General features: G+C 31.2%; 23 protein-coding genes, 6 pseudogenes and 1 riboswitch. Of the genes and pseudogenes, 18 read left to right on the top strand and 11 right to left on the bottom strand.

The window, feature by feature from the left end; translation table 11 throughout:
• Window positions 1-17 precede the first annotated feature (17 nt).
• Together AGR56_RS18145 and AGR56_RS19840 are read left to right on the top strand one after the other, a co-directional pair.
• Window positions 18-760 (top strand): annotated as a pseudogene (locus AGR56_RS18145) (3'-5' exonuclease).
• Between the two features lie 116 nt (window positions 761-876).
• Window positions 877-1,104, top strand: a pseudogene (locus AGR56_RS19840) (class I SAM-dependent methyltransferase); the annotation flags it as partial.
• Between the two features lie 295 nt (window positions 1,105-1,399).
• Here the strand turns inward: AGR56_RS19840 and AGR56_RS18135 are convergent.
• Together AGR56_RS18135 and AGR56_RS18130 are read right to left on the bottom strand one after the other, a co-directional pair.
• A pseudogene (locus tag AGR56_RS18135) lies at window positions 1,400-2,053 on the bottom strand (DUF4317 family protein); the annotation flags it as partial.
• A gap of 171 nt (window positions 2,054-2,224) precedes the next feature.
• Entirely contained in the window at window positions 2,225-3,142 is a 918-nt protein-coding gene (locus AGR56_RS18130) for a type II CAAX endopeptidase family protein (RefSeq protein WP_053243489.1), read from the bottom strand.
• 349 nt (window positions 3,143-3,491) lie between these two features.
• Between AGR56_RS18130 and AGR56_RS18125 the strand changes: the two genes are divergently transcribed.
• Window positions 3,492-3,719: a hypothetical protein gene (locus AGR56_RS18125; RefSeq protein ID WP_053243488.1), complete on the top strand. Its 228-nt coding sequence runs from the start codon at window positions 3,492-3,494 to the stop codon at window positions 3,717-3,719.
• 15 nt (window positions 3,720-3,734) lie between these two features.
• Window positions 3,735-3,914 carry a hypothetical protein gene (locus tag AGR56_RS18120; protein ID WP_231017269.1) on the top strand — a complete coding sequence of 60 codons (180 nt, stop codon included), beginning with the start codon at window positions 3,735-3,737 and terminating at the stop codon, window positions 3,912-3,914.
• Between the two features lie 308 nt (window positions 3,915-4,222).
• Here AGR56_RS18120 and AGR56_RS18115 read toward each other — a convergent pair whose 3' ends face one another.
• The 3 genes and pseudogenes from AGR56_RS18115 to AGR56_RS23640 all read right to left on the bottom strand — a co-directional run bounded on the left by AGR56_RS18115 (window position 4,223) and on the right by AGR56_RS23640 (window position 5,855).
• Window positions 4,223-4,798 carry a cupin domain-containing protein gene (locus tag AGR56_RS18115; RefSeq protein ID WP_053243487.1) on the bottom strand — a complete coding sequence of 192 codons (576 nt, stop codon included), beginning with the start codon at window positions 4,796-4,798 and terminating at the stop codon, window positions 4,223-4,225.
• A 98-nt stretch (window positions 4,799-4,896) separates the two neighbouring features.
• Window positions 4,897-5,676: pseudogene (locus tag AGR56_RS18110) on the bottom strand (L-lactate dehydrogenase); the annotation flags it as partial.
• Between the two features lie 35 nt (window positions 5,677-5,711).
• Entirely contained in the window at window positions 5,712-5,855 is a 144-nt protein-coding gene (locus AGR56_RS23640; RefSeq protein ID WP_347460557.1) for a hypothetical protein, read from the bottom strand.
• A 138-nt stretch (window positions 5,856-5,993) separates the two neighbouring features.
• Between AGR56_RS23640 and AGR56_RS18105 the strand changes: the two genes are divergently transcribed.
• Window positions 5,994-7,013 carry a LacI family DNA-binding transcriptional regulator gene (locus AGR56_RS18105; protein ID WP_053243486.1) on the top strand — a complete coding sequence of 340 codons (1,020 nt, stop codon included), beginning with the start codon at window positions 5,994-5,996 and terminating at the stop codon, window positions 7,011-7,013.
• Between the two features lie 529 nt (window positions 7,014-7,542).
• The gene (locus tag AGR56_RS20935) at window positions 7,543-7,830 is read left to right on the top strand and encodes an aminoglycoside phosphotransferase family protein (RefSeq protein ID WP_053243485.1); all 288 of its coding nucleotides are present in this window, start codon (window positions 7,543-7,545) and stop codon (window positions 7,828-7,830) included.
• 490 nt (window positions 7,831-8,320) lie between these two features.
• On the opposite strand, the gene nagZ is transcribed toward AGR56_RS20935, so the two are convergent.
• A complete protein-coding gene (gene nagZ, locus AGR56_RS18095; RefSeq protein ID WP_053243484.1) occupies window positions 8,321-9,550 on the bottom strand; it encodes a beta-N-acetylhexosaminidase in 1,230 nt (409 codons plus the stop codon).
• A 391-nt stretch (window positions 9,551-9,941) separates the two neighbouring features.
• Here nagZ and AGR56_RS18090 point away from each other — a divergent pair, with 391 nt between their 5' ends.
• From AGR56_RS18090 to AGR56_RS18050, 9 genes are all read left to right on the top strand, one after another.
• Entirely contained in the window at window positions 9,942-11,102 is a 1,161-nt protein-coding gene (locus AGR56_RS18090; RefSeq protein WP_053243483.1) for an aldo/keto reductase, read from the top strand.
• 209 nt (window positions 11,103-11,311) lie between these two features.
• Entirely contained in the window at window positions 11,312-12,295 is a 984-nt protein-coding gene (cbiM, locus tag AGR56_RS18085) for a cobalt transporter CbiM (protein WP_053243482.1), read from the top strand.
• Window positions 12,292-13,089: an energy-coupling factor transporter transmembrane component T gene (locus AGR56_RS18080; RefSeq protein WP_053243481.1), complete on the top strand. Its 798-nt coding sequence runs from the start codon at window positions 12,292-12,294 to the stop codon at window positions 13,087-13,089. Before cbiM ends, AGR56_RS18080 begins: the two co-directional genes overlap by 4 nt.
• Before the next feature lie 117 nt (window positions 13,090-13,206).
• On the top strand, window positions 13,207-13,932 hold the full coding sequence (locus AGR56_RS18075; protein WP_053243480.1) for an ABC transporter ATP-binding protein: 726 nt from the start codon (window positions 13,207-13,209) through the stop codon (window positions 13,930-13,932).
• A gap of 805 nt (window positions 13,933-14,737) precedes the next feature.
• On the top strand, window positions 14,738-15,166 hold the full coding sequence (locus AGR56_RS18070; RefSeq protein WP_053243479.1) for a PTS sugar transporter subunit IIA: 429 nt from the start codon (window positions 14,738-14,740) through the stop codon (window positions 15,164-15,166).
• An 11-nt stretch (window positions 15,167-15,177) separates the two neighbouring features.
• Window positions 15,178-15,672, top strand: a complete 495-nt coding sequence (locus AGR56_RS18065; RefSeq protein WP_053243478.1) for a PTS sugar transporter subunit IIB — start codon at window positions 15,178-15,180, stop codon at window positions 15,670-15,672.
• 39 nt (window positions 15,673-15,711) lie between these two features.
• Entirely contained in the window at window positions 15,712-16,557 is an 846-nt protein-coding gene (locus tag AGR56_RS18060) for a PTS sugar transporter subunit IIC (RefSeq protein ID WP_053243477.1), read from the top strand.
• Between the two features lies 1 nt (window position 16,558).
• Complete coding sequence (locus AGR56_RS18055) at window positions 16,559-17,392, top strand: PTS system mannose/fructose/sorbose family transporter subunit IID (protein ID WP_053243476.1); 834 nt, start codon at window positions 16,559-16,561, stop codon at window positions 17,390-17,392.
• An 18-nt stretch (window positions 17,393-17,410) separates the two neighbouring features.
• Complete coding sequence (locus AGR56_RS18050) at window positions 17,411-17,677, top strand: hypothetical protein (RefSeq protein WP_242851596.1); 267 nt, start codon at window positions 17,411-17,413, stop codon at window positions 17,675-17,677.
• 201 nt (window positions 17,678-17,878) lie between these two features.
• Here AGR56_RS18050 and AGR56_RS19830 read toward each other — a convergent pair.
• A pseudogene (locus tag AGR56_RS19830) lies at window positions 17,879-18,335 on the bottom strand (PLP-dependent transferase); the annotation flags it as partial.
• A 143-nt stretch (window positions 18,336-18,478) separates the two neighbouring features.
• Window positions 18,479-18,580, bottom strand: a riboswitch (SAM riboswitch).
• Between the two features lie 417 nt (window positions 18,581-18,997).
• Between AGR56_RS19830 and AGR56_RS18035 the strand changes: the two are divergent.
• A complete protein-coding gene (locus AGR56_RS18035; protein WP_053243473.1) occupies window positions 18,998-20,563 on the top strand; it encodes an ABC transporter substrate-binding protein in 1,566 nt (521 codons plus the stop codon).
• Window positions 20,564-20,802: 239 nt separating this feature from the next.
• On the opposite strand, the gene AGR56_RS23105 is transcribed toward AGR56_RS18035, so the two are convergent.
• Complete coding sequence (locus tag AGR56_RS23105; RefSeq protein ID WP_278279729.1) at window positions 20,803-20,925, bottom strand: hypothetical protein; 123 nt, start codon at window positions 20,923-20,925, stop codon at window positions 20,803-20,805.
• On the opposite strand from AGR56_RS23105, the gene AGR56_RS19825 reads away from it, so the two are divergent.
• A complete protein-coding gene (locus AGR56_RS19825) occupies window positions 20,873-21,136 on the top strand; it encodes a DUF4364 family protein (RefSeq protein WP_347460568.1) in 264 nt (87 codons plus the stop codon). The genes AGR56_RS23105 and AGR56_RS19825 overlap by 53 nt on opposite strands.
• A 37-nt stretch (window positions 21,137-21,173) precedes the next feature.
• Here the strand turns inward: AGR56_RS19825 and AGR56_RS18030 are convergent, their stop codons facing one another.
• Window positions 21,174-22,037: a YncE family protein gene (locus tag AGR56_RS18030; protein ID WP_242851595.1), complete on the bottom strand. Its 864-nt coding sequence runs from the start codon at window positions 22,035-22,037 to the stop codon at window positions 21,174-21,176.
• Between the two features lie 165 nt (window positions 22,038-22,202).
• Here AGR56_RS18030 and AGR56_RS18025 point away from each other — a divergent pair, with 165 nt between their 5' ends.
• Window positions 22,203-22,442, top strand: a complete 240-nt coding sequence (locus tag AGR56_RS18025; protein ID WP_053243472.1) for a TIGR03905 family TSCPD domain-containing protein — start codon at window positions 22,203-22,205, stop codon at window positions 22,440-22,442.
• A 162-nt stretch (window positions 22,443-22,604) separates the two neighbouring features.
• On the opposite strand, the gene AGR56_RS18020 is transcribed toward AGR56_RS18025, so the two are convergent.
• Entirely contained in the window at window positions 22,605-23,765 is a 1,161-nt protein-coding gene (locus AGR56_RS18020) for an aspartate aminotransferase family protein (RefSeq protein WP_053243471.1), read from the bottom strand.
• Window positions 23,747-24,540, bottom strand: a pseudogene (argB, locus tag AGR56_RS18015) (acetylglutamate kinase). The gene AGR56_RS18020 and the pseudogene argB overlap by 19 nt, the downstream one beginning before the upstream one ends.
• Window positions 24,541-24,642: the final 102 nt, after the last annotated feature.

Genomic DNA, 24,642 nt, shown 5'->3' with positions numbered 1-24,642 from the left:
TTAAGGTGGGAGTAAACATGAATTATATAATATATGATTTGGAATTTAATCAAAATATCTAGATTCCACTGAAGTTCAATCTAGTAACTCTTTAAACTTGCCTTTTGAAATTATTCAAATTGGAGCATTAAAGCTTAATGAAAACTTTGAAACAGTCTCTAAATTTAATGCTCTCATTAAACCCACTGTTTATCCTAGCATTCATCCTTATGTAGAAAGCCTAACTAAAATAAATAATGATAAAGTTAGTTCATGCAAAAGCTTTGTGCCTGTTTATGAAGATTTTTTAAAGTTTATTGATAAAGATGAGACAATATTATGTGTTTGGGGAACAGGTGATATTAAAGAACTTCTAAGAAATATAAATTTTTATAATTTATCAACTTCATCAATTCCTAAACTCTGCATTGATATTCAAAAGTATGCTTCAAAATATCTTAATACCCCAAATAAATCTAGAGTTGGTTTAAAAACAGCTGTAGAACTTTTGAACATACAAGATAATGCTGAATTTCATGATGCTTTTAATGACGCTTATTATACTGCAGAAGTTTTTAAGCATATTTATGATGATGCTATAAAACCTAGTATCTACGAATCTAATTTTCATAAAAGAGTTACGCAGCCTAAAGAAAAAATCGATACTGCTGCATTAATAAACCAGTTTGAGAAAATGTATAATAGAGAAATGTCAGAAGAAGAGAAATCCATAATAAAGCTTGCATATATTATGGGGAAAACTAGACAATTTGTGAAGTAATAATGCTTCACTTCCACGATAGTGCAAGGAAAAAGTTCCTCCGTTCCTATGGAATTTTGGCATGAATCTTTATATTCCGTTGTAGTATAATACTTGTTAGAATATAAAAAAATGTAGTAAAGCACAATCTATGTACTTTAAAAGCAAAAGGTAGTACAGTCAAAGCATATCAAGGAACAGCCTTAGATTTATCGAGATTTTCGGATAATACTTTTGACATGACTTTAGTATTTGGTCCAATGTATCATTTATATACCTTTGAAGACAAAATTCAAGCATTAAAGAAAGCAAAAAGAGTAGCCAAGACCAATGGCTTTATCTTAGTCGCATATTGCATCGATGATTTACAATGGTCAATGGATCATGCTGAAGATTGGATTAAGGATATAATTAAAAACTAGAGCAGAGAGTAGGGAGTAAAGAGTAGAGTGATGGTATAAAAAAGATTACAAATATATAGTTTTAGAAGGACAATGGACTCTGTCCAAACCTCGTATATGTTGATCTTCCTCTCGTCAGATAAATCTATATAATTATATAAAAACATAATAAGGTATTATCTTAAAATGACATCAGCAATAAATTCTAGATTTTCTGCAAAAGCAGAAAATCATCATTCACTCTACTCTCTAATCTGTATTAGATCAAAGTTTCTACTCCATTTACTTTAGCTTGTTCATCATCATCTATAGGAATAATAATACATTTCTTTCCGTCAATTATTTGTGATTTTATTTGATCAACTTTTTCAGGTTTTACATGAACTACAACATCGTAGTTCGGAGCAGCAGCTTCTTCATTTTCACTACTGTCTTTCTTAACTTCCTCTTCAACATCAGAGTTTTGCTCCAAATTAGAATCAGAATCTACTTCTACTGTAGAATCATTCTCTACTTCTAAAGCTGTTTCCTTTTCTGAGTCTTGTACATCATCTTGCTTTGTTTTTTCAAGTTCTTCTTCTAATGCCTGTACCTTTTTTTGAAGCCTTTCTTCCTTTTTCTTTTGTTTATTTGCTTCAATTACTTTTTTATCGATTAGGTGTTCCGCTGCTGGAGGAGTATCTCCAAATTCTTCTGTATATTCCTTTTCAATTTTTGCCGTTATTTCCTCAGGAATTCCGCTTTCAGCTAAAATATCTTGAATATTATCATTAGTCAAATTTAAAGGTTCAGCATCCTTACCATTAACAGTATTATGCTCGTCTACCACATTATTAAGAGTTTCTTGAATTTCTCCTAGTAAATGCTCAGCTTTTTCATCATCACCACTCACTGCCTTACGAACAATATTATTAATCTATTATAATAACTATAGATATCAGTGGAATTTAAAAAAGATGACTCCTGTTCAATACAGAAATCATCTTATTAATGTAGTATAGACTTTTTTTTAATTGTCCTTGACAAAGGGTACATTTTAGATTTATAGGGCTTTTTTAATGCGACAAGGCATTGTTACTTTGCTTTATATTTTCTTCATCACAAGTAAAAAGTATATTACTACTGAAATTATAATAGGCACTGCTGCTATAATTTTATCCTTAACTAGCATTACTTCTGATGAACCTTCTAATCTTAAATTTATATTATTCCCTTTGTTATCTTTAATAAGTTCTTTCATTAAAGTTATTATTGCAACTACAGCTATAGCAGAAATCACACCTAAAAATACTACTGACATAATTTTCACAGTCACATTATTTGCATTTTGCTGGCTTTTCTTAAGTACATCAGAAGACATCCTCATAACTACCCAACTCATTGCAGTGTTAGTCCCATTAAATATAAAGTGTATAATCATTGATGCAAAAATAGAATTTGTAATTCTCACTACATAAGCAAGCATCACTCCTAAAACAAAAGCATATAAAAATTGTGGCGGATTAAGATGAAGTATACCAAAAAGAAATCCATTTATGAGAGCTGCTTTCCAAATTTTGCTGCCATTATATCCTGAAAGCACTACACCCCTCATTGTAATTTCTTCACACAAAGCTGGTGTAAGAGCTACTAGTCCAATCATCAATCCCAAAGGTAAATTTTGAAGTTTCTTAAAGACATCTTGAACATTATTGTAAAAGAAAAAACTTGTTATTTGAGAAAGGAACATCGCTACAGGTATAAATAAAAATCCCATTACAACAATTAAAGAAGCGCTTCTTATTTTTAATCTATTAAATCTAAGTGTTTCCTTTATAGATTGTCTGGTTACTATTAAATAAATTATAACTGGCACTATTAAAAACAGGATTTGAGTTGTTAATAAAAGACTTGCCGTATTAAATTTGATAACTTTAGCAATTGGTTTCAATAAATATCCACCGTAAATTTGCAATAAAATAAGTATAAGAAAAAATATATTTACTCTTATTGGTTTCTTCAAAACGCTTTCCTCCCTAAGATAAAATTTATATATCCTGATTTTTTAAAGCCTTCCACCCCCATATTAATGATAAAACACTTATTATAAAAATTACAGTTTCAAACATGCCTTCTATAATAAATCTGTTTTTAAATATTATAACAATAAAAAAGTATAATATATAGGAGCATGTGAAAAATATAGGTATTCTTTTTTACAAACCACTCATAAGTATTGCAACGAAAGCTATAATTAGAAATACAAAGTCAATCCACACATCGTAATATATTTATATGATGGTGGAGCTAAAAATATCGTTGTAATAATTATCTCAGTTATAAAATTATATTATACACCTACGATTATCAAAATGAGCAAGTATCATGATACTGCAAGCAAACTTGGAGTTAAATTTAACTGGGGCATAGCAAACGGAAAAGAAATGAAAAGTTATAATAGTAAAATTAAATTTATTGAAGAATGGAATTATTTCAATTACCATAAAGATAGATGGCACTGGATGGTCACTCCAGCTCTAATTCAAGCCTTTAAAAATTGCTTTAATAATAAAATTGTTCATTTGAAGTTTTTTAAATAGGAAGGAGGTTGTCCAATGAAAGATTCAAGCCACATGTCATACTTTAGAGTTGGTTCTGTTTATGTACTAAAAACATTTCTATTAACTATTATTGGAATTATATTAATTATTTTATGGGTACAAGCAGTTATTATATCAAAAATAGATAAAAATATCACAGAAAATAAATTGGTAACTACAGGTGCTTACGCCTAGATTCGCAATCCTATAGATTCAAGTAAAAAGTCTCTCTGTACCTACTTAATTTTAAATGTATATCCCCTTTTCCGTAATAAAATGGAGGAAAATCTTCCTTAAACCAGCTTGTAAATGAAGCAATAGTATTGAAGAAACAATTTAAATAAACTCCAATAAATCTTGATTGAAATTCTTAAAATACTTAGAACCTTCAATCTGTCTGAACGATAGTGAGTTATTGAAAGTTCTTAGGATTTTGAGAATTTCAATCTTAGATTTATGGAGTTTATTTAATGTTTCAAAATACTATTACTTCATCCACTTCTTCACTCAGCTGGCTTAGTTACTTGAACTGTACCACGCGGATGATGAGGTGGTGCATAAATAGAGTATACTTTAAGCGGTTCATTACCTGTGTTCATAATGTTATGCCAAGTACCTGCTGGTATCATAATTGCATACTCATCTTGAACCATTGCTTGAAAATCTAATCTGTTTTTATTTTTCCCCATCTTAACCATTCCTTGACCTTGTTCAACACGTATGAACTGATCAACATCTGGATGGATCTCCAGCCCTATATCATCGCCCACATTGATGCTCATTAAGGTAACCTGCAAATGTTCTCCTGTCCATAAAGCTGTACGAAAATTTTTGTTTTGTATAGTAGCTTCATTAATATTAACTACGTAAGGCCGTGGCCCATAATCTTTTAATGCAATTGGTCCTTCATTGCAATTTTGCATTTGTGGACTATTGGATCTTGAATAATCATCCAGTTCATCCTCAAAAGGAATATATGGACACTGATAGGTTCTATACCCATCATACAAACTGTCCTCGTCATACCTTGATGCATTACTGAAAAAAGGGCACGCATATGTCCTGTGGTTATTATGCATATTGTTCCTTCCTTTTATAATGTTACAAAACCATAATATGCAATAAGGCTTAGAAATGTTAAGGCTACAACTTAAAAATGTTACTTCACAATATTACTTCATCCAAGTTTCAATCCATTAATAATTGTTTTTAAGCTTTCTGCACTATGCTTAAGTTCTTCAACTTCATTCTGTTTAAGAGGAACCTGAAGCTTTTTTTCTATTCCTTTATTAGTTATAACACATGGTATACTTAAAGCTACATCACTAATTCCATATTCACCCTCAAGAGTTGATGATACTGGTAAAATACTTTCTTCATTTAAAAGCATTGCTTTTACAAGTCTACTTACGCTCATTGCAATACCAGCACTCGTATAGCCTTTAAGCTTTAAAACCTCTATACCCGCATCTCTAACTTCTTTGTCTACTTCATCTTTACCAATGTTGTTATTCTCACCAAAAGTTGCATCGAGTTCATCAAAAGGAATTCCGGCAATATTAACACCACTCCAAGCAGTAAATGAAGTTCCTCCATGCTCTCCAAGAACATAACCATGGACATTTTTACTATCCACATTAAATTTTTTACCTATAATCTTTCTCATACGTGCAGTATCAAGAAGTGTTCCTGTTCCAATAATCTTGTTCTTAGGATATCCAAAATACTGCTGGCAATAATAAGTTGCTATATCAACTGGATTTGTTACTACAATTATAATAGCATCCTTAGTATATTTAGTTATGTTTTCCATAATTGATTTCATAACTTTTATATTTGTATCTGCAAGAACCAATCTATCCATCTTGCCACCTATTTTTAAGCTTGGTCCTGCTGTTATTACAACTATTTGAGAATCCTTGCAATCTTCATAACTTCCTGCTCTAACATTTACATTAGGACTATATGCAAAGGATGTTGTATGACTTGCATCTAACGCTTCACCACATGCTTTTTTTCATTTATATCTACTATAACGACTTCTGACAAAAGATTAAGTGAAAGAACAGAGTTTAGTACAGCTGATCCAACCATACCGGCTCCTACTACAACAAGTTTATTTTTAACAAAATTCATGGTATCACCTCATCGATATTTTACGCACAACGTTATATTCATTTTAGTACAACGTTGTACCCAAGTCAATATTATTTACTTTTGTCTTAAAGTATGTAAAAATAAATATATTAATTCTATTTGAAACGAGTGATTAAAATGGCTACCATAAAAGATGTCGCAAAATTATCCGGTGTTTCTCCAAGCACTGTTTCAATAATTTTAAATGGCAATTCAGCTAAGAGAAAAATATCAGAGAAAACTCAAAAAAAAGTTATGAATGCCATCAAAGAGCTTAATTACCATCCGAATATTTCTGCAAGAAAACTTAGAAATCAAAATGCACCAAGCAACCCTACAATAGCATTATATTGGTCTTCCGATATTCGTGTTAATATAATATCTAGATTTTTAAGAGGATTACAGGATGAAATCATTAAATCAAATTATAACTTTGATATTGTAATTTGCCCATATAAAACTGACTTTATTCACCTTGAAAAGGGAATTAACACTAATAATATATTTAATGCAGCAATTATAGCTAATATATCTACTACAGACATGGAATACTTAAACGCAACTACGCCAGAGCTTCCTATAATTTTGTTCAACCGTTTATCTGATAAATACTCCTCAGTAAATGTTGACAACTACAAAATGGGAGAAAAAGCAGCCAATTTATTTACTAAAAAAGGTCATAAAAAAGCCTCTGCTATACTTACTAAATCATTGAATACTGCAATGGATAATAGAAATAAGGGATTTATTGAAACCTGTTATAAAAATAGTATTGAAATTTCACCTGAATACATCTTGGAAGCTGACAATTCAATAGCAGGTGGAGTAAAGGTTGCCAAAAAACTTTTAAAGCTGACAAATATGCCAAAGGCTTTGTTTTGCAATTCGGACAGCATAGCTTTAGGCGCTCTTCATATATTTAATAAGAAAGGAATTAAAGTGCCGGAAGATATAGAAATAATTGCAATTGGCATGAATGATTCTGAACACACGGAGTTTAGTACGCCGCCTATTACTATAGTTGATATACCCATTGAAAAGATGGCTGGAAAGTGTATTGAACTTATTTCTAACCTGCTCAATCAAAAACTTGAAAGTCCTACTTCCATTTTATTTGACGGTCCCTTAATAATGAGAGACTCATGCAAGGTGAAGTAATAGTTTTTCAGTACAATTAAAAGCTATTTCCTCATCAAACACAATTTAATGAATGTTTTTTTCCAAAAGGTATTTTATCTAATATTGCAAGCTGATAGTTTGGATTAATTTTAAGTAACCTAAGCATATTTTTCAACCAATCTGCTGTACCTTCATTAATGAAAATATATAACCATTTTTATTTACAATATCCTCTAAATTTTCTTCGTAATTATAATTTGTAATAGGAATTGTTTGAAGTGACATCAGCTCTACGTGTTTTCTTAATGCATCTATATTTATTTCTCGTGCTAATTTAGAAGCTGTCCATCCTCTAAGTGCTAGTAGTTCAGAAATTAATAAAAAGATAAATTCAAGTCCTAAAGTTTACGATTTTATTGAAATAGATAATAGAAACGGTATCATCCATGAGCGAATTAATGGAACAACAATACTGAAGGTACTATCAACTAACCCCTGGAAACTATCAAAAGAAGCTCACAGATTAACAAAGTTACATAAATCAATTCAGCAAAAAATTGATTTTCAATTGCCTAAGTATACAGATAGGCTTAAGTCAAGTATATCAAAAGTAGATTTATTATCTGATGATATAAAAGAAAAGTTATATAACTATATTGATACTCTTCCAGATGATAATATATTATGCCATGGAGATTTTCACCCAGACAACATATTAATAACAAAAGATAACGCAATAATAATTGACTGGATGACTGCAGCAAAAGGAAACCCACTGGCAGATGTGGCACGAACATCAGTAATGCTTAAATTCGGTAATGTTCCTGGAAAATCTCTCATTGAAAAAAGCTTATAGATCTCTTTAGAAAAAAGCTTTATTAAGTTTCGTAACTAGTGAACTATAGATAAACCGCTTCAACTATTGAAATTTATGTGCACCATAATGCCCAGAAGACGGCATTTTGTTACAAGCAAATTTCAAGTTTCAAGGTGGTTTATCTTTATAGATAGACAACTTGAAACTTTAAAATTGCAATCTCCAAATTTATCCTGATAAACTGGAATTTGTCGAGCTGAGTGAAGGGTTTTAATTCGCCCTGCCGGGGTTTGGGCGGAGCCCATTATCCTTCTAGAACTAAAAGCAAGCACTGTTTAAGCAACAGGCAAAATAAAAAGCAAGAAGAAATCAAGAACGCGGGGTTTGGGCGGAGCCCATTATCCTTCTAGAACTAAAAGCAAGCACTGTTTAAGCAACAGGCAAAATAAAAAGCAAGAAGAAATCAAGAACGCGGGGCTCATTTATTTAGTTATGGAAGGATAATAGGATTGAATTCCAACCCCGTGCCTCATTTCATATAATTGCCTAGCAAATTATTTATCTTATTATTAATCTCCTGTACATTAATGGAGGCTGTTTTAGTATCTTTTAAATTGTATTTTTCCTTAAGTTTTAAAATTCTATATACTTTTTCATTAATAGATTCCTCAGAAAGAGTACCCTTGGCAACTGAATTTTTTATGGCATTTAAAACAGTAACTTCTTTATCAAAGTCGTGACAAACCAAAATAATATCTGAACCAGCATTAAGTGAGTTTACAGAAGCTTCTCCTATGTTGTAATTTTTGACAATTGCTCCCATTGTCATGTCATCAGTAATTACAACACCATTAAAATTCATGCTTTTTCTAAGTATATCCGTAATAATGGTTTTTGAAAATGAAGCAGGATTATTAGAATCAATTTTAGGTAGAAGTATATGAGCTACCATTACCATGTCTGCTCCATTTTGGATTGCATCAGAAAATGGGATAAGTTCTAAACTGTTCAATCTTTTCATATCATTGTATACTATAGGAAGTCCAACATGTGAATCAATTGAGGTATCTCCATGTCCCGGAAAATGCTTTACTACAGGTATAATGTTTTGTGATTGTATTCCTTTCATTGTTTGTAGTCCTAATTTAGAAACTAAAGAAGGACTAGAGCCAAAGGACCTATCACCTATAACAGGATTTTTAGGGTTACTGTTCACATCCAGAACAGGAGCAAAATCCACATTTAGTCCAAAGGATTTAATTTCTTGACCTAGTATTTCTCCAATTTTATAAGAAAAGTTTGAATTATTAACCTGACCAATAGCTCCATTGGATGGTAGCCTTACAAATTCTGAAGGCATTCTTGAAACTCTGCCGCCTTCCTCATCAACTCCAAGGAGTATAGGAATTTTATTATTTGATGAATTGATTTCTTTTAAGGAATTAATTAGCTCTAATAGTTGATCAGCATTTTTAATGTTTCGACCAAATAAAATAAACCCTCCTACATGATAACTATTTATTAAGGCTTTTGAATGTTCGTTATTTGTATAGTCATCTATGCCCGCTATAATCAATTGACCTATTTTTTCATCAAGAGTCATGTTATTTAATTTTTGCTTAACTGGATCTATTGGCTGCTTATGGATATTATTAGCTCGGTTTTGATTATTTTTTTTTAGAGTTATGCTTTTGCTGCAGCCGAACGTAAATAGCAAAGTTAAGATTAGTGCAAACAATGATATTCTTTTTATCTTCATCAAATTCACCTCTTGTTAGGTAGCTATAGCAGGATGTGAAAATGTAGGTATTCTTTTTTACGGGCCGCCCATAGTGCTTTATGCGTGGTGTAGTAAAACCTATAGAATACCTTTTTTCACAACCTCCTATATTAGTGCTAATTATAATGATAATTATAAATTAATACAAGTAAAATATTTCTTTAGTATCATAAATGATACCATGTATCAATAAAGTGCATTCTTGTTAATAATTATACTGATAATTATACTGTAAATTGAAATAAAAAAAGTAATTATAATAAGGAGGGATTTTAATCTGATTAATTATTTAGTTGACATACTATAAGGTTTAAATTTAATATATTAGTAAAAGTATAAACGATTATTTAATATTTAGGGAGGAATTACTATGTTGTATAGAACTTTGGGAAAAACAAATGAAAAAGTTTCAGAATTAGGTTTTGGTTGCATGAGACTTCCTGTTATCGATGGGGATGGTACCAAAATTGATGAGAAAAAAGCTACAGAAATTATTCGTAATGCGATTGATGAAGGGGTTAATTATATAGACACAGCATATCCTTATCATGGTACTGGAGGAGAAGAAGGAGGACAAAGCGAACCATTTGTAGGTAGAGTTCTAAAGGACGGATATAGAGAAAAAGTTAATTTGGCTACAAAACTTCCTAGCTGGTTAATTAAAACTAGAGAAGATATGGACAAATATCTAAATAGGCAATTAGAACGTCTTCAAACTGACAGAATAGATTTTTATTTATTACATGCTTTAAGCGCAGAGCGCTGGGCAAATTTAAAAAAATTAGGAGTAACTGAATTTTTAGATTCAGCAATAAAAGATGGAAGAATAAGATATGCAGGATTTTCCTTCCACGATAAAGTGGATGCATTCAAGGAAATAGTTGATTCATATAATTGGTCTTTCTGCCAAATTCAATACAATTACTTAGATGAAAATAATCAAGCAGGAACAGAAGGACTTAGGTATGCAGCAAGTAAAGGCTTGGGCGTTGTTATCATGGAACCACTTAGAGGTGGTAGAATAGCTGCAAACCTTCCAGAAAAGGCTAAAAATGCTTTTGATAAAGCAGATGTTAAGCGATCTCCAGCAGAATGGGGACTTAGGTGGGTATGGAATCATCCAGAAGTATCTGTAGTTTTAAGTGGTATGGGTATTAAAGAAAATGTTGAAGAAAACATAAAAACTGCAAGTGATGCTGCACCTAATTCGCTAACAGAAAAGGAACTTAAAATAATTAATGAGGTTAAAGATGCATTTAAAGAAAGAATAAAAGTTAACTGTACAGGCTGTGAATACTGTATGCCTTGTCCAGGAGGAGTTAACATTCCTAAGAACTTTTCTTGCTATAATGAGTACAGTACGTTTGTTACTCCAGAAACGGAAGTGGAACTCAAGAGAATATATAATGGGGTAGCTGCATCAGAAAGAGCGGATAAGTGCTTAAAATGCGGTAAGTGTGAAAAAGCTTGTCCACAAGGCATTAAAATTCGTGAAGAATTAGAAAACGTTAAAGCTTTATTTATTAAATAGAGTAAAAGGTAAGGAGGAGAAAGTAGAGCGAAGGTATTTTCTCAATTAGAACTACGAAAAATTTTTCAAGGTAATAGATTTTTAGCAGCAAAGAGGAGGAAAATCAACCTTCACTGTACTCTCTACTCCTGTCAAAAATCACTTGTAAGTTTTGTAATATTATTAATTTAAAAATTTTATGCAATTTCTTTTGATTGGGGGCTAAGTAAGTGCATATACCAGACAATTATTTAAGTCCATCTACTTGTGTGGTTTTTGGAGCAGTAATGGTACCAGTATGGAGAAGAGCAAGCATAAAGGTCAAAGAAGAAATGACTAGACAAAAGATGCCTCTTCTTGGGGTGGCAGCAGCTTTTTCATTTTTGATTATGATGTTCAATGTACCGCTTCCGGGTGGAACCACAGGACATGCTATTGGAGGAGCGCTTGTAGCTATTCTACTAGGACCATACTCAGCAACCTTTGCAGTTACAATAGCTCTTGTAATTCAAGCATTGTTTTTTGGAGATGGAGGAATTTTAGCAATAGGGGTAAATTGCTTTAATATGGCTTTTATAATGCCCTTCACAGCTTTTTATTTATTTAAAATTATAAAAAGGCTATTTAAAAGCAAAAAGAGCGAATTCCTTGGCGCTTTTTTAGCAGCATACATTTCTGTTAATGCAGCAGCTTTATTTGCAGCAATTGAATTTGGTGTTCAGCCGTTGCTTTTTAAAGATTCTCTTGGAAGACCGCTGTACAGTCCATATGGACTAAATATATCTATTCCAGCTATGATGGTGCCGCATTTATTGGTAGTTGGAATTTTAGAAGGAATAATAACTGTTGGAGCATATAGTTATATAAAAAAGTTTTCCCCAGAAATAATATATAATGAAAAAATTAAAAGTGCAAAGGCACTGTATATTATAATAGGAATTCTTGTTTTAGCAACTCCACTGGGTCTTTTAGCAAAGGGAACAGCTTGGGGAGAATGGGGAACAGATGAAATTCAAAAATTAATGGGATTTGTACCTAAAGGGATGAAAAATGGAGTGAAGTTTAATTCACCAATGGCAGCTTACAGCATTCAAAATATGAGAGAGTATTTCGGTTATATAGCATCGGCAATAATAGGAGTAGTATTAATACTAGCAGTTATAAGAGTTTTAGCAAAAATAATTTTTAATAGGAAACAAAAGGAGAATAAATGATTCCAGAATGGCTTTCAGTAAAGGATACTTATGTTCCCAAGGAAGAAAAAAGCACATATATAGAAAAGAGTATTTTTTCTTTGATAAAAACACTTTCAATTATCAGACAAAGCAAAAGTAGGGATAAGTTAATATATTCATTAAATCCAACTTTAAAGGTTCTAAGCACCATAGTATTAATAATATGTATATCACTTTCAAGAAGTCAGGTCTATTTATTAGTAATTGATATGTATGCTTTAGCAAACCTTTTATTCATGGAAAAGAAAATCATAAAAATGATACTATGTAGAAGCTTAATATTTCCTATTATAACTTTGATTGCTTTAATACCATCTATGCTTTATGGCAATATTTATAACAGTTTAATGCTGTTTCAAAAAATAATAGTAACCATACTGCTTATGAATCTAATGTCACATACCACTAAGTGGAGTGAAGTTAGTAAGTCTTTAAAATTATTATTTGTACCAGATATATTCATATGGATAATGGATATAACCATAAAGTACATAGTTTTACTTGGAGAGCACTCAATTGATTTATTATATGCATTAAAGCTTAGATCTGTTGGTAAAGCTCCAAGCAAATATAATTACCTTACAGGTATTATGGGGAATTTGTTTATAAAAGCTTATAAGATGAGCGAAGAGATGTTTCAAGCCATGGAATGCAGAGGATTTGTGGGGGAATATACCACAAAAGTTAATTTAAAATTTAGAAAATTAGATTGTTTTTATTTGATAATAACACTGACATTAGTTGGTTTATTTATATATTGTTTAAAACGTTAAGATAGAGGGTTATGTTTTAAAGGAATATTGATAAAATTTATGATTGCGCCTGAAAAATGAATAAAAAATGAGGTGAGTTTTAGTAAGAATTTTTTAATTCTTTGCTAAAGAATATTGATGATAAAGCTAGAAAATGTTTCGTTCACATATAAAAATAAGACGGCCCTCGACAGTGTAGGTGTCAATATAAGAGAAGGGGAGGCTGTAGCTGTAATAGGGCCAAACGGAAGCGGAAAATCCACTTTTTTAAAGCTGTTAAATGGTATTATTTTTCCGAGTAAGGGAAAGTACACATTTGATAAGACAGAAATAAATGAAAATGCTTTAAAAGACACTAAGTACTTAAAGCTATTTCATAAGAGGGTGGGTTTTGTTTTTCAAAATTCTGATGCTCAACTTTTTTGTTCCACTGTTTTTGAGGAGGTGGCTTTTGGACTTATGCAAATGGGTTTGCCAGAGAATGAAATAAATAAAAGAGTAGGCGATTGCCTTGAGCTCCTTAACATATATAAATTAAAGGAAGAACATCCGTATAATTTAAGTGGTGGAGAAAAGAAAAGAGTTGCAATTGCTAGTGTTTTGGCTATGAACCCAGAAGTAATAACTTTGGACGAGCCCATGAATGGAATAGATCCGAAAGGAAAGAGATTTATAAGAGAGCTGCTTCATGATTTAAATAAAAGCGGTAAAACTATAATATGTGCCACTCACGATTTTGAGTATATAAAGGGAGTTTTCAATAGGGCTATTGTCTTTTCTGAGGACCATAGAATTGTCAGAGATGGTAAATATGAAAGTATTATAAGGGATGAGGAATTTTTAAGAAATTGTAATATTATATAAAGATTGCGAAGCAACTATAGTGAAAGGTTTTAACTCGCTTTGCTAGTTAAAAGACTTAACTTTTTACCTTTGGTAAAAGTGAAGGGTTTGACGATGCTTTGCACGTCAAAGGTGAATTTTTCGGCTAAAGCCAAAAGTTAAGGTGATTTTTCTTCCGCTCCGCTGCTGAAAAATTATTGATTTAAATTAAAGATTTTCCGTAGAGAAACGTAGGAAAAATCATCATTGTGTAACGAAGGAAACCACTTGCTAAGCAAGTGGAAGAAAAAAGGCTTATGCCGTTGAGCAGAAAAAAACTCCTATGTTAAAATAGATGCAGGTTAATTATAGTTCCAACCTGCTTAATCGAATATCCATAATAAGCAATGGGTGATAGTTTGAGCTACGGAAGTTAAATTCCAACAAATTGAATCATCAGCCCATTTCTTATTATAATAAAAATAAGTGCAGATTACTTAATCAAATGAGATTAAGTGTCTACACTTATAGTACAAGACAATTGAAATATCTAAGTATTTTACAATTTTTGAACCAAGATTTATAGGACTTTTTTAAATCGTTCCTTCAGCATTATTACTTTACTCTTTACCCTGTTTTTGTGCTGCAATTTTGTGAAAACAATTACAAATGTCATATAAGACATTACATTTGTAATGATATATTGATGACAAATTATAGGTGTTTATAAGTCAAAATATTATTAAAATTAAAAATGTAAAAGTTCATTGGCGCTGGTGAGTTTAGTTAAATTTAAAATTATGCATATAAGTTATTGCTTAATTATATTTAAGTTAGGGGGGAAAAGATGAGATATGTAATATTAGTAAGTCATGGACAATTTGCAGCAGGACTTTATAACGCATTAACAATGCTTGCGGGTAAAGACAGAAAAGATGTATTATTTCAGGGCTTAGAAGATGGAATGAGTACTGATAAATTTGGAGAAAAATTTAAGACAGTTATTGAAAACGTTACTAATCAAGACGAAATTATTCTTTTTGGAGATATTATTGGAGGTTCTCCTTTGACTACAGCTGTAAATATATTAGCTGGTAAAGAAATGTTATCGAAAGCATTTATAATTGGGGGAATGAACTTGCCTATTGTATTAACAACAATTTTGATGAAAGATTCTATGAATATGGAAGAGCTAAAGAAAACGTTATTTGAAACAGCAGCAGAGTCAATAAAAGAATTTAAATTGGTAGATACAGAACAAGAGGACGATATTTAGGAGGGTTAAAAATGTCAGTTTCATTTTTAAGAGTAGATGATAGGATGATACACGGACAAACATGTACAAGATGGGCTTTAGAGTATCCATGTGATGGCATAATAGCTGTTAATGATGCTGCTGCTAACAATTCTGTATTGAAGGCAGCTTACAAAAGTGCCAGCGGCAAAAAAACATTTGTATGGACATATGAACATTGGAAATTAAAATGCGATAAGGTTTTGGAAAGCAGTACTAGGTATTTTTTAATTACAAAAGAACCTATTCTTATGTCTAGGATTTTGGTGGATGATAAATTTGATCCTGGTATTAAAGAGGTTATTGTAGGACCCTGCAACGATAGACCAGGAACAGTAAAATTAGGAAATAATCAATCTATAAATCAAAAGGAAGCAGAAGCTTTTGAACGTATTATGCAGGCTGGCTATAATGTAGAATTTGCTCTCCTTAAAGAAGAAGCAATAGGAAATTGGAAAAAGTTTAGGGGTCAATTTGGATTTAAATAGTTTTTAATAAATTTAATTTAATAAGGGGGAAAAATAACGATGGAGATAAATTGGATTCAGGCGGCATTATTTGGATTATTCGCATGTCTGTCAAGTATGCCTGGTATGGGTGGTACTACTTTTGGTAACTATACTTTAGGAAGACCTTTAGTAGCAGGTTTAGTTGTTGGAATTATTTTAGGAGATGTACAAACTGGTATTATAGTTGGTGCGGCAATTCAAGTTGTGTATATTGCGTTAGTTACTCCAGGTGGAACTGTATCTGCAGATGTACGTGCAATCAGTTATATTGGTATTCCGCTAGCTGTAGTAGCAATTAAAGGAATGGGTTTAAATCCAAGTTCTACGCAGGCAACTCAAATGGCAACTGCATTAGGTGCAGCAGTTGGAACTTTAGGAACTGTTTTATTTTATGGAACAGCAACTATAAACTTGGTATGGCAGCATATAGGATGGAAAGCAGTAGATAAGGGTGATTTTGAAAAGCTTTATTTAGTTGATATGGGATTACCATGGATTTCTCACATTATTTGTAGTTTTATCCCAGCACTTATTATTACAAGAATGGGTGCTAGTATGGTTAAAGTTATGAAGGTAGCATTGCCAATGAATGGTATACCAATGAAAACTTTATTTACAGTAGGAAGCTTACTTCCAGCAGTAGGAATTGCAATATTACTAAAACAGGTTGTATTAAAACCAAGTGATTTTATAACCTTCTTTTTAGGCTTCACTTTGGCAGCAGTTATGAAAGTTAACTTAATTGGAGCAGCAATAATAGGTATCTTCTTTGCATTAATTAATTATAGAATAAGAATGCTTCAATTGCAAAAACCGGCTGTAGCTAAAGCGACGGGTAACGATGATGATGAGGAGGACATATAATATGGAAAAGAAAAAAATATCTAAAAAAGCTTTAAGCAAATCTTTTAGAAATTGGTTTTATGGAAATTTAACTTGTTTTTCTCAAGAACATATGCAAACTTTTGGTTATCTTTGTGCAATGCTTCCAATCGTTAAAGATTTATACGAAACAAAAGAAGAACAAAAAGAAGCTATGGAAACTTATAAAGCATTTTTTAATACAGAACCTCAGATTGGAACATTAGTTGTTGGTATGACAGCTGGTCTTGAAGAAGCAAGAGCTAATCATGAAAATATTGATGGTGAAATGATAAATGGTATTCGTGCTGGACTTATGGGACCTTTAGCAGGTATTGGAGATTCATTAATAGTAGGTACTTTGATACCAATACTTTTAGGTATAGGTTTAGGACTTTCAACAGGCGGTTCTCCTTTAGGAGCAATATTTTATATTATAGTTTGGAATGCTTTAATGATTTTTGGAATGAGATGGGCTTATTATAAAGGATATGAGCTGGGTGGTAAAGCTGTTGAGATGGTTGTTGGAGAAAAAGCTACTGCCGTACGTGAATCTGTAATAATGGTTGGAACTATAGTAATTGGTGCAGTTGCTGCTACTTGGGTAAATATTAATACATCTTTGAAAATGTACAATTCTCGTGGTGGAGTAATTATAGATTTACAAAAGACTCTTGATGGTGTTTTCCCTAAAATTCTTTCAGCAGGCGCTGTAATCCTTGCATGGTGGCTTATGTCAAAGAAGAAAATATCTCCTACAATAGTAATGCTAATATTTTTGATAATAGCTTTTCTTGGAGTACTTGTAGGATTCTTTAATCCAGGATTAACTTATTAATTGACATGGGGAATTAGTATGATAGATGAAAAGAAAAAACAAATGATTTATGAAGCTGAGATGCAAAGTAAACTATTAAAAAAATTATCTAAATGGTCTATAAATGTTATGGGTTTATCTAGTATAGGTGTTGTAATAGCTTACTATGGATTATCACATTCTGGAATCAAATTTGCTTTTGGAATTTTTGGCATTTTAATTGCTGTAATTTCTGTTATAGCATGCCTTATAATTAATTTGGCAATAAGGAATGGCAAAAAAATGTTAATCATATTTTGGAGTTGATTAACAAATAAGTAAGGTTAATATATTATAAGATTAAAGAATAATTATGACTGCTTAAAGTAAAGGGGCTGTCACACTAAAAAATTAGTGTGGCAGCTTTTGCTAAAAAGTAAATTAAATTGCAATCACAAAAATATATAATAAAATAAGGAAAGCATTTACCGGAAAAATAGATGTCAGAAAATCCTGCTGATAGTTGCTTTAGCCAGATAAAGCATTGCTTAAATCTTTTATCAAATCATTTACATTTTCAATTCCTACTGAAAGTCTTAAAAGTTTGTCTGTTACTCCAAGTTTCTGTTTGACTTCATGAGGAACGTCAGCATGTGCCTGTGTGTCAGGATAAGTTATTAGACTTTCTACGCCTCCAAGGCTTTCTGCAAAAATAATTATTTTTACCTTTTCTAGTATTTTTTCAACTGTAGCTTTACTGTCTATATAAAAGGATATCATAGAACCAAAACCTGAAGCCTGCTAAAGTATCATTGTGTCCACCAAGAAATTTTGTTCCGCTGTGAAGGACAACATCGGCACCAAGATTGAGGGGCTTTTGATAATATGGTGTCATAAATGTGTTATCTACTATAAGTAAAATATCATTTTTTTTGGTTATTTTTGAGACTTTTCTTATATCTGTTATCTTCATAAGAGGATTTGTTCGGTTTTCAAAATTACTGCTTCCATGAACTGCTTTTGTCTCAAAAGTTTCTGCAATCTAATTCCATAAAATATCCTCCAATTTTTAGCTTAATTTAAAAACTGCTTTTCATCTAAAAAGGCAAACAGCAGTTTTATAAATTTATCTCATCTTTCAGGATAATACTGCAGGATTTAGCACATTCCTAAAATTAAGGATGCTGCTGGATTTCATTGGGCCAGTCCCTCCATCACTCTTGATAAGAAATTATTATTAAATTTTCAAACACAATTTGTTGAAGCTATTATATAATTTAAAATTAGTTATGTCAATACTAGTAAATTAAATAAACTTTTTGTTGAAAATTGTATTGACATAATTAGAAACAATGTTATAATTTATCCATGAGCTAAACTGATATTTCATATTTGATTACTAGGAAAATAAGATTAAATGAATATTTAAATTTTATCAAAAGATACAGTGATATTTATAAAAAACATTTAAAAACAATTAATTAATTGACATGAGATGAAAACATGTTATAATTTAACTCGTAAATAAATTATTAATCATATTAGAATTGTATGAAATAAATTTTTTTTATATCAATTCATATTAAATAAATATGAAAAATAATATTTAATTAAATAGATAGAATTTTTACAAGAGGGGGAACACAAATGAAACTAAAAAGAATTACTGCTATTGTTTCAGCATTACTTATTGCAACAACAGTATTAAGCGGATGCGGAACAAGTAACAATAGCACATCACAAGCAAAACCTGATACTTTTACTTATGGTATTGATGGAGACCCAGGAAATTCAGTTAACGTAATTACTACAAGCGATAGATATGGACTTACAGAAATAAAAGCATTGTATTCACCATTATATATGTATAATGCTGATAAAGTTCAATATTTTTTAGCTGAAAGCATGACTCCTTCTGCTGATCACTTAAGTTATACTGCAAAGCTTAGAAAAAATGTAAAGTGGAGTGATGGAAAGCCATTTACAGCAGATGATGTTGTATTTACATATGATCAAATGCTTAAAGAGTCAAATGGGGGCTGGGCATATAGCCAGTTAATATTTGATGGTAAGCCAGTTAAAGTTGAAAAAGTTGATAATTATACTGTTAAATTTACATTGCCTACAGTAAGTTCAGCAGCAATGGAACTTCTTGGAGATATATTTATAATGCCTAAACATATTTATGATGGGGAAGCAAATATAGAAAAAAGCTCTAAGAATGCTAAACCAGTTGGTACTGGTCCATATAAGTTAGCAGAATATAAGGCAGGGCAATATGTGAAACTTGTGGCAAATGATAATTATTTCCTAGGAAAACCTAAAATTAAAAATGTTGTATATAGAATAATTGAAGATGCTAATACTGCACAACTTGCTCTCCAAAAAGGTGAGTTAAATGCACTTGTAGTTCAACCAGCAGATATAAGTAAAATACAAAAATCAAATAAAAATTTAGATGTTATACCATATGGTGAGGGTAGAGTTGCATATATGGACTTTAATTTAAGCTCTAAGCTAGTTCAAAATAAAGATGTGAGAAAAGCTATACTGTATGCATTAAATAGAAAAGAAATAATAGATGCAGCTTATGTTTCAGAAAAATATGCACAGCCTGTATATACCTTCTTACCAAATGAAAGTAAATATAAATCTAGTGATACTGAAAAATATGACTATAATATGACTAAGGCTAAAGAACTTCTCCAAAAAGCAGGAGTAAAGGGTTTGAAGTTAAAACTTGCTTACACAAACAACAATGTGGCGCAGCAAAAGCAAGCAGCTATAGTGCAGCAGGAATTAAAGGCAGTTGGTATCGATGTTGAACTTTTAGGAATGGATTCTACAGCGTTAAGTGAAAAGATGAGAAAGGTTCAAACAGATTTCGATTTAGTATTTGGTGGATATATAATGGGAATTGATCCTGATACATTTAACTCATTGTTTACATCGAATAGTGAAGTAAACTATATGCATTATAAAAATTCCGAAATAGATAGACTTTTCAATGAAGGAAGAGTTGAAATAGATGAGGCTAAGAGAAAAGAAATTTATAATCAAATACAAAAAATAATGCAAGATGATGCTGTATTCTATCCAATTTTAAGCAATAACAGAGTTCTTGTTATTGATAAGAGAATTGGTGGAATTAAAGAGGCAGGATTAGTTCCAGTATATACATTTGAAGATATGTCAAAGCTTTATTACAAATAAGTATGAGAGTAATAAAGATAAACCACCGTGAAACTTAAAATTTATTTGTACCAAAATGCCATCTTCTGGGCATTATGGTGCACATGAATTTTAATAGTTGAAGCGGTTTATCTATATAGATAAACAAGCTGAAATATTTAAATTACCAATACCAAATTTATCCTTACAAACTGGAATTTGTTGAGCACTATAGTGAAGGGTTTTAACTCACTTCGTTTGTTAAAAGACTAAGGTTTTCGCTATGCGAAAGTTATAAAACTTATTGCACTGTTAAAACCACCTATAATTGACCTTCCTATACTACTAACAATACTCATAGCTCTTCCTGGAAGTCCACCCATAAAACTCAATTTAAACAACATAAAGAATGCAATAAGCGTTACTGCTGATTATACAATCGAAAACAAAAATAGCTATGTTGTAACCTTAAAAGCTATTGAAAGCGATATAACTCTTATAGAAGTTAAATTAAACGTTGTTTCAAATAAGCAAGCAAGGGATTTATGCACAAAATGGAAAAATTCTTCTTCCGATTTATATACAAAAATCATAAATTTACTTACGCAAGACTAAAAAATTATAATGCCAGTAGGCTCTTTACCTATTGGTACTATTTTTTTTTGTTTTTTAGTATATCAAAACCAATTAACACATTATTGTAATTATCATTTACTAATAACTTATTCTTATATTGTATTATTCCTCTAAGCATTCCTCCCAAATATATTCTTTTTATTTCTTTAAAATTTTTTAAATTAATTATACTTACAGTTCCATCACCAAAATTAACTGCAAAAAGTAACTTGTCGCTGCACCATATATCTACCGGCCATTTTCCAACTTTTATTTTTGACACAGATAATTTATTTCTTACTGAAATTATGTTAATACTTCCAACATGATCAGTACCTATATTGCTTTCACTAACAATAATATTTTCTCCATCATGTGTAAAAATAGCTTTTGTAGGATACTCTCCTACTCTGATATTATTTACTTCATTTGTATCTTCACTATAAAAAGTTGTAATATCTGAACTCAACATATTTGATGTCACAAACATCTTATTTTTAGCATTGAAATCAATGCTATGTGGTAAAACTCCGCATGGAATTGCCTCTTCCATCATTTCATTCTTTAAATCATATCTAATTATAGTATTAGAATCGCTGCATGCAACATATGCATTATTATTAAATATTTTTACATCAGAGCATCTCATTCCTATAAAATAGTCTTTATGAACTTTTTCTTCACTAAAGTCTATCAAAGTTAAAGTATTGCTATACGCATTTGCCACAACTATACCCTTCATGTATTTACACGCAGCATGAGGGCCTACCCTCCCCAATCCTTGTTTAAGATTTATTCTTCGTATTTCCAATAAACTATCTGGATCAATTACTGATACGTCATCAGATCCGGAATTACATATATAAACAAAACTCACAATTTTCTCACCGCCTTCCACCATAATATAATATGAATTTCTCACATCTATTGCTATTGTAATCTTGACAATATCTATTTTTTTAATGTATATTTTATAAAAGGGCTTTGATTTTAAATAAGTGTAAAAATCAACATTTATTTAAATCAAAGCCTATAGCAATACTTTTAATCGAGAGGATGATAACATATGCACGTATACAAAACTCATGGTACATGTTCAAGTGAAATTCATTTTGATATATTGGACAACAAAGTTACAAATTTAACTTTTGTTGGAGGGTGTGCTGGAAATACCTTAGGTTTATCAAAATTAGTAGAAGGAATGCCAGTAGATGAAGTTATAAAAAGACTTAAAGGAGTAGACTGCAAAGGCAAAGGGACTTCATGTCCTGATCAACTTGCAAAAGCACTTGAAGAAGCAAAATAGAAATAATTATATATAAAAAGTACAGGCAGTAAGTAGTTTTGTGCACAACTACTTACTGCCCTTAATTTTATTATCATTAACAAATAAAATTATATCTATAATTTTTATACTGTTCTAGCAAGTATCTAGTTCTAGAAGGATAATGGGCTCCGCCCAAACCTCTTATATGATTGCTTTCTCAAATATTTCTAAAGCGTTATCAATTTCTTCAAAACTTACATTTAAAGGTGGTAAAAACCTTACAACATCTTTACCTGCTGTAATCAAAAGAAGTTTATTAAAAAAACATTTATTTATAACAGTCTTTAAATCACACTTTAAGCTTACACCTATCAAGAGTCCCATACCTCTTACATCTTTTATAACATCATATTTTTCTTTAAGCTTATTAAGTTTACCAAACATATATTGGCTCTTTTCTTCAACATTATCTAGTACACCGTTATTTACAAGTTCATTTACTACAGCCAATGCTACTCCAGCTGCAAGCGGATTTCCACCAAACGTATTTCCATGATCGCCAGGGACAAAGGCTTTCGCTACCGCATCCTTAGCAAGCATTGCTCCTATAGGAAAACCTCCAGCTAAAGCTTTAGCTATGCATACAATATCTGGCACAACTCCAAACTTTTTATATGCAAAAAGACTTCCGGTTCTGCCCATACCGCATTGAACTTCATCAAAGATTAAAACAGCATTATTTTTATCGCATAATTCTCTTAAAAGCTTTAAATATTCTTTTTTTGCAGGCACAATGCCACCTTCACCTTGAACAGGCTCAATTATAACCGCACAAGTTTTTTCACTTATTTTCTTTTTTATGTCTTCTTCATCATTAAAGTCAACACTTGTAACATCACCTATAAGAGGTTTAAAACTCTCTTGATACTTAGTTTGACCTGTAACTGAAAGTGCTCCCATAGTTCTTCCATGAAAAGAATTATTCATATATATAATTTCTTTTTTACCTTCTCCACCATGTATAAGCCCATATTTTCTTGCAAGCTTTAATCCGGCTTCTATAGCTTCAGTACCACTATTACATAAAAAAACCTTGTCATGATCACAATTTTTACATAAAAGTTCTGTGAGCTTCATGGCATTTTCATTCCAATAATAGTTTGATATATGCATAAGCTTTTCGCTCTGATTCTTTATCGCATTAACCACTACAGGATTACAATGCCCCAAGCAATTTACAGCAACACCTGATACAAAATCAAGGTATTCCTCACCCTTTGAATCAATGAGCTTTGTTCCATTGCCCTTTTCAAAAACAACATCAAATCTTCCATAAGTATTCATTAAATAACTTTTTGACATTCTACTTCCTCCTTACCGCATATAACTGTGCCCTTATAGTTTACAATATCATTAATTATACAATGCTTGTTTCTTCCATCAATAAGATGTACATTTTTAGTTCCACCTAAAATTGCATTCATGCAGCACTGCATTTTAGGAATCATTCCACCTGATATTACTCCCTCTTCTATATAATATTGTATATCATCTATTGGTAAATTTTTTATAAGGCTATCTTTATCATTTATATCCTTATATACACCTTCTACATCAGTAAGAACTATAAGCTTTTCAGCATTTAAAGCTGAACTTATAAAAGAAGCAGCATAATCAGCATTTATATTGTATATATTCCCTTCATCATCACACCCTATAGGTGAAATCACAGGAACCTGACCATTTTTAATTAAATTTAAAATAAAGGTTTCATTTATATTTACAACTTCTCCAACATATCCTATATCTATTTTCTTGCCATCTTTGTATATATACTTTTTTGTGCTTGTATTATTTTATTATCAACTCCGCTTAACCCAACGGATTTAACATCATTCATATTTAATTTAAGAGATAAGTCCTTATTTATTTTACCCGACAAAACCATTTGAACTACTTCCATAACTCTTTCATCAGTTACTCTTAATCCTTCAACAAACTCACTCTTAACACCAGAAATTTGAAGCCATTTTGAAATTTCCGGCCCACCTCCGTGAACTATTACTAGGTTGATACCCATATTTCTCAATATTTTTACGTCTTCTATAAAAGCCTTTTCTGAGTTTTCATTTTTCATTATACTTCCGCCATATTTAATTACAAATGTTTTGCCTTTAAATTCTTCTAATTTTCCTAAAGGGTCTTCTAATTCATTTTCAACGTTTTTTCACATTACAAC

It is taken from the genome of Clostridium sp. DMHC 10, assembly GCF_001270375.1.
GTDB lineage: Bacteria > Bacillota > Clostridia > Clostridiales > Clostridiaceae > Clostridium_S > Clostridium_S guangxiense.
The sequence above is the reverse complement of the archived record's forward strand: the minus strand, read 5'-3'. Positions and strand labels throughout refer to the sequence as shown.

What these genes read in the sequence shown, in the direction of transcription:
- AGR56_RS23640 (WP_347460557.1), bottom strand. Translation starts at nt 5,855, where the DNA reads ATGAATTTTGTTAAAAATAAACTTGTTGTAGTAGGAGCCGGTATGGTT.
- AGR56_RS18115 (WP_053243487.1), bottom strand. Translation starts at nt 4,798, where the DNA reads ATGCATAATAACCACAGGACATATGCGTGCCCTTTTTTCAGTAATGCA.
- AGR56_RS18050 (WP_242851596.1), top strand. Translation starts at nt 17,411, where the DNA reads ATGATAGATGAAAAGAAAAAACAAATGATTTATGAAGCTGAGATGCAA.
- AGR56_RS18060 (WP_053243477.1), top strand. Translation starts at nt 15,712, where the DNA reads ATGGAGATAAATTGGATTCAGGCGGCATTATTTGGATTATTCGCATGT.
- AGR56_RS18020 (WP_053243471.1), bottom strand. Translation starts at nt 23,765, where the DNA reads ATGTCAAAAAGTTATTTAATGAATACTTATGGAAGATTTGATGTTGTT.
- AGR56_RS18125 (WP_053243488.1), top strand. Translation starts at nt 3,492, where the DNA reads ATGAGCAAGTATCATGATACTGCAAGCAAACTTGGAGTTAAATTTAAC.
- nagZ (WP_053243484.1), bottom strand. Translation starts at nt 9,550, where the DNA reads ATGAAGATAAAAAGAATATCATTGTTTGCACTAATCTTAACTTTGCTA.
- AGR56_RS18055 (WP_053243476.1), top strand. Translation starts at nt 16,559, where the DNA reads ATGGAAAAGAAAAAAATATCTAAAAAAGCTTTAAGCAAATCTTTTAGA.
- AGR56_RS18025 (WP_053243472.1), top strand. Translation starts at nt 22,203, where the DNA reads ATGCACGTATACAAAACTCATGGTACATGTTCAAGTGAAATTCATTTT.
- AGR56_RS18070 (WP_053243479.1), top strand. Translation starts at nt 14,738, where the DNA reads ATGAGATATGTAATATTAGTAAGTCATGGACAATTTGCAGCAGGACTT.
- AGR56_RS18030 (WP_242851595.1), bottom strand. Translation starts at nt 22,037, where the DNA reads ATGGTGGAAGGCGGTGAGAAAATTGTGAGTTTTGTTTATATATGTAAT.
- AGR56_RS18090 (WP_053243483.1), top strand. Translation starts at nt 9,942, where the DNA reads ATGTTGTATAGAACTTTGGGAAAAACAAATGAAAAAGTTTCAGAATTA.
- AGR56_RS18105 (WP_053243486.1), top strand. Translation starts at nt 5,994, where the DNA reads ATGGCTACCATAAAAGATGTCGCAAAATTATCCGGTGTTTCTCCAAGC.
- AGR56_RS18065 (WP_053243478.1), top strand. Translation starts at nt 15,178, where the DNA reads ATGTCAGTTTCATTTTTAAGAGTAGATGATAGGATGATACACGGACAA.
- AGR56_RS18080 (WP_053243481.1), top strand. Translation starts at nt 12,292, where the DNA reads ATGATTCCAGAATGGCTTTCAGTAAAGGATACTTATGTTCCCAAGGAA.
- AGR56_RS18075 (WP_053243480.1), top strand. Translation starts at nt 13,207, where the DNA reads ATGATAAAGCTAGAAAATGTTTCGTTCACATATAAAAATAAGACGGCC.
- AGR56_RS23105 (WP_278279729.1), bottom strand. Translation starts at nt 20,925, where the DNA reads ATGTTGTTTAAATTGAGTTTTATGGGTGGACTTCCAGGAAGAGCTATG.
- AGR56_RS18120 (WP_231017269.1), top strand. Translation starts at nt 3,735, where the DNA reads ATGAAAGATTCAAGCCACATGTCATACTTTAGAGTTGGTTCTGTTTAT.
- AGR56_RS18035 (WP_053243473.1), top strand. Translation starts at nt 18,998, where the DNA reads ATGAAACTAAAAAGAATTACTGCTATTGTTTCAGCATTACTTATTGCA.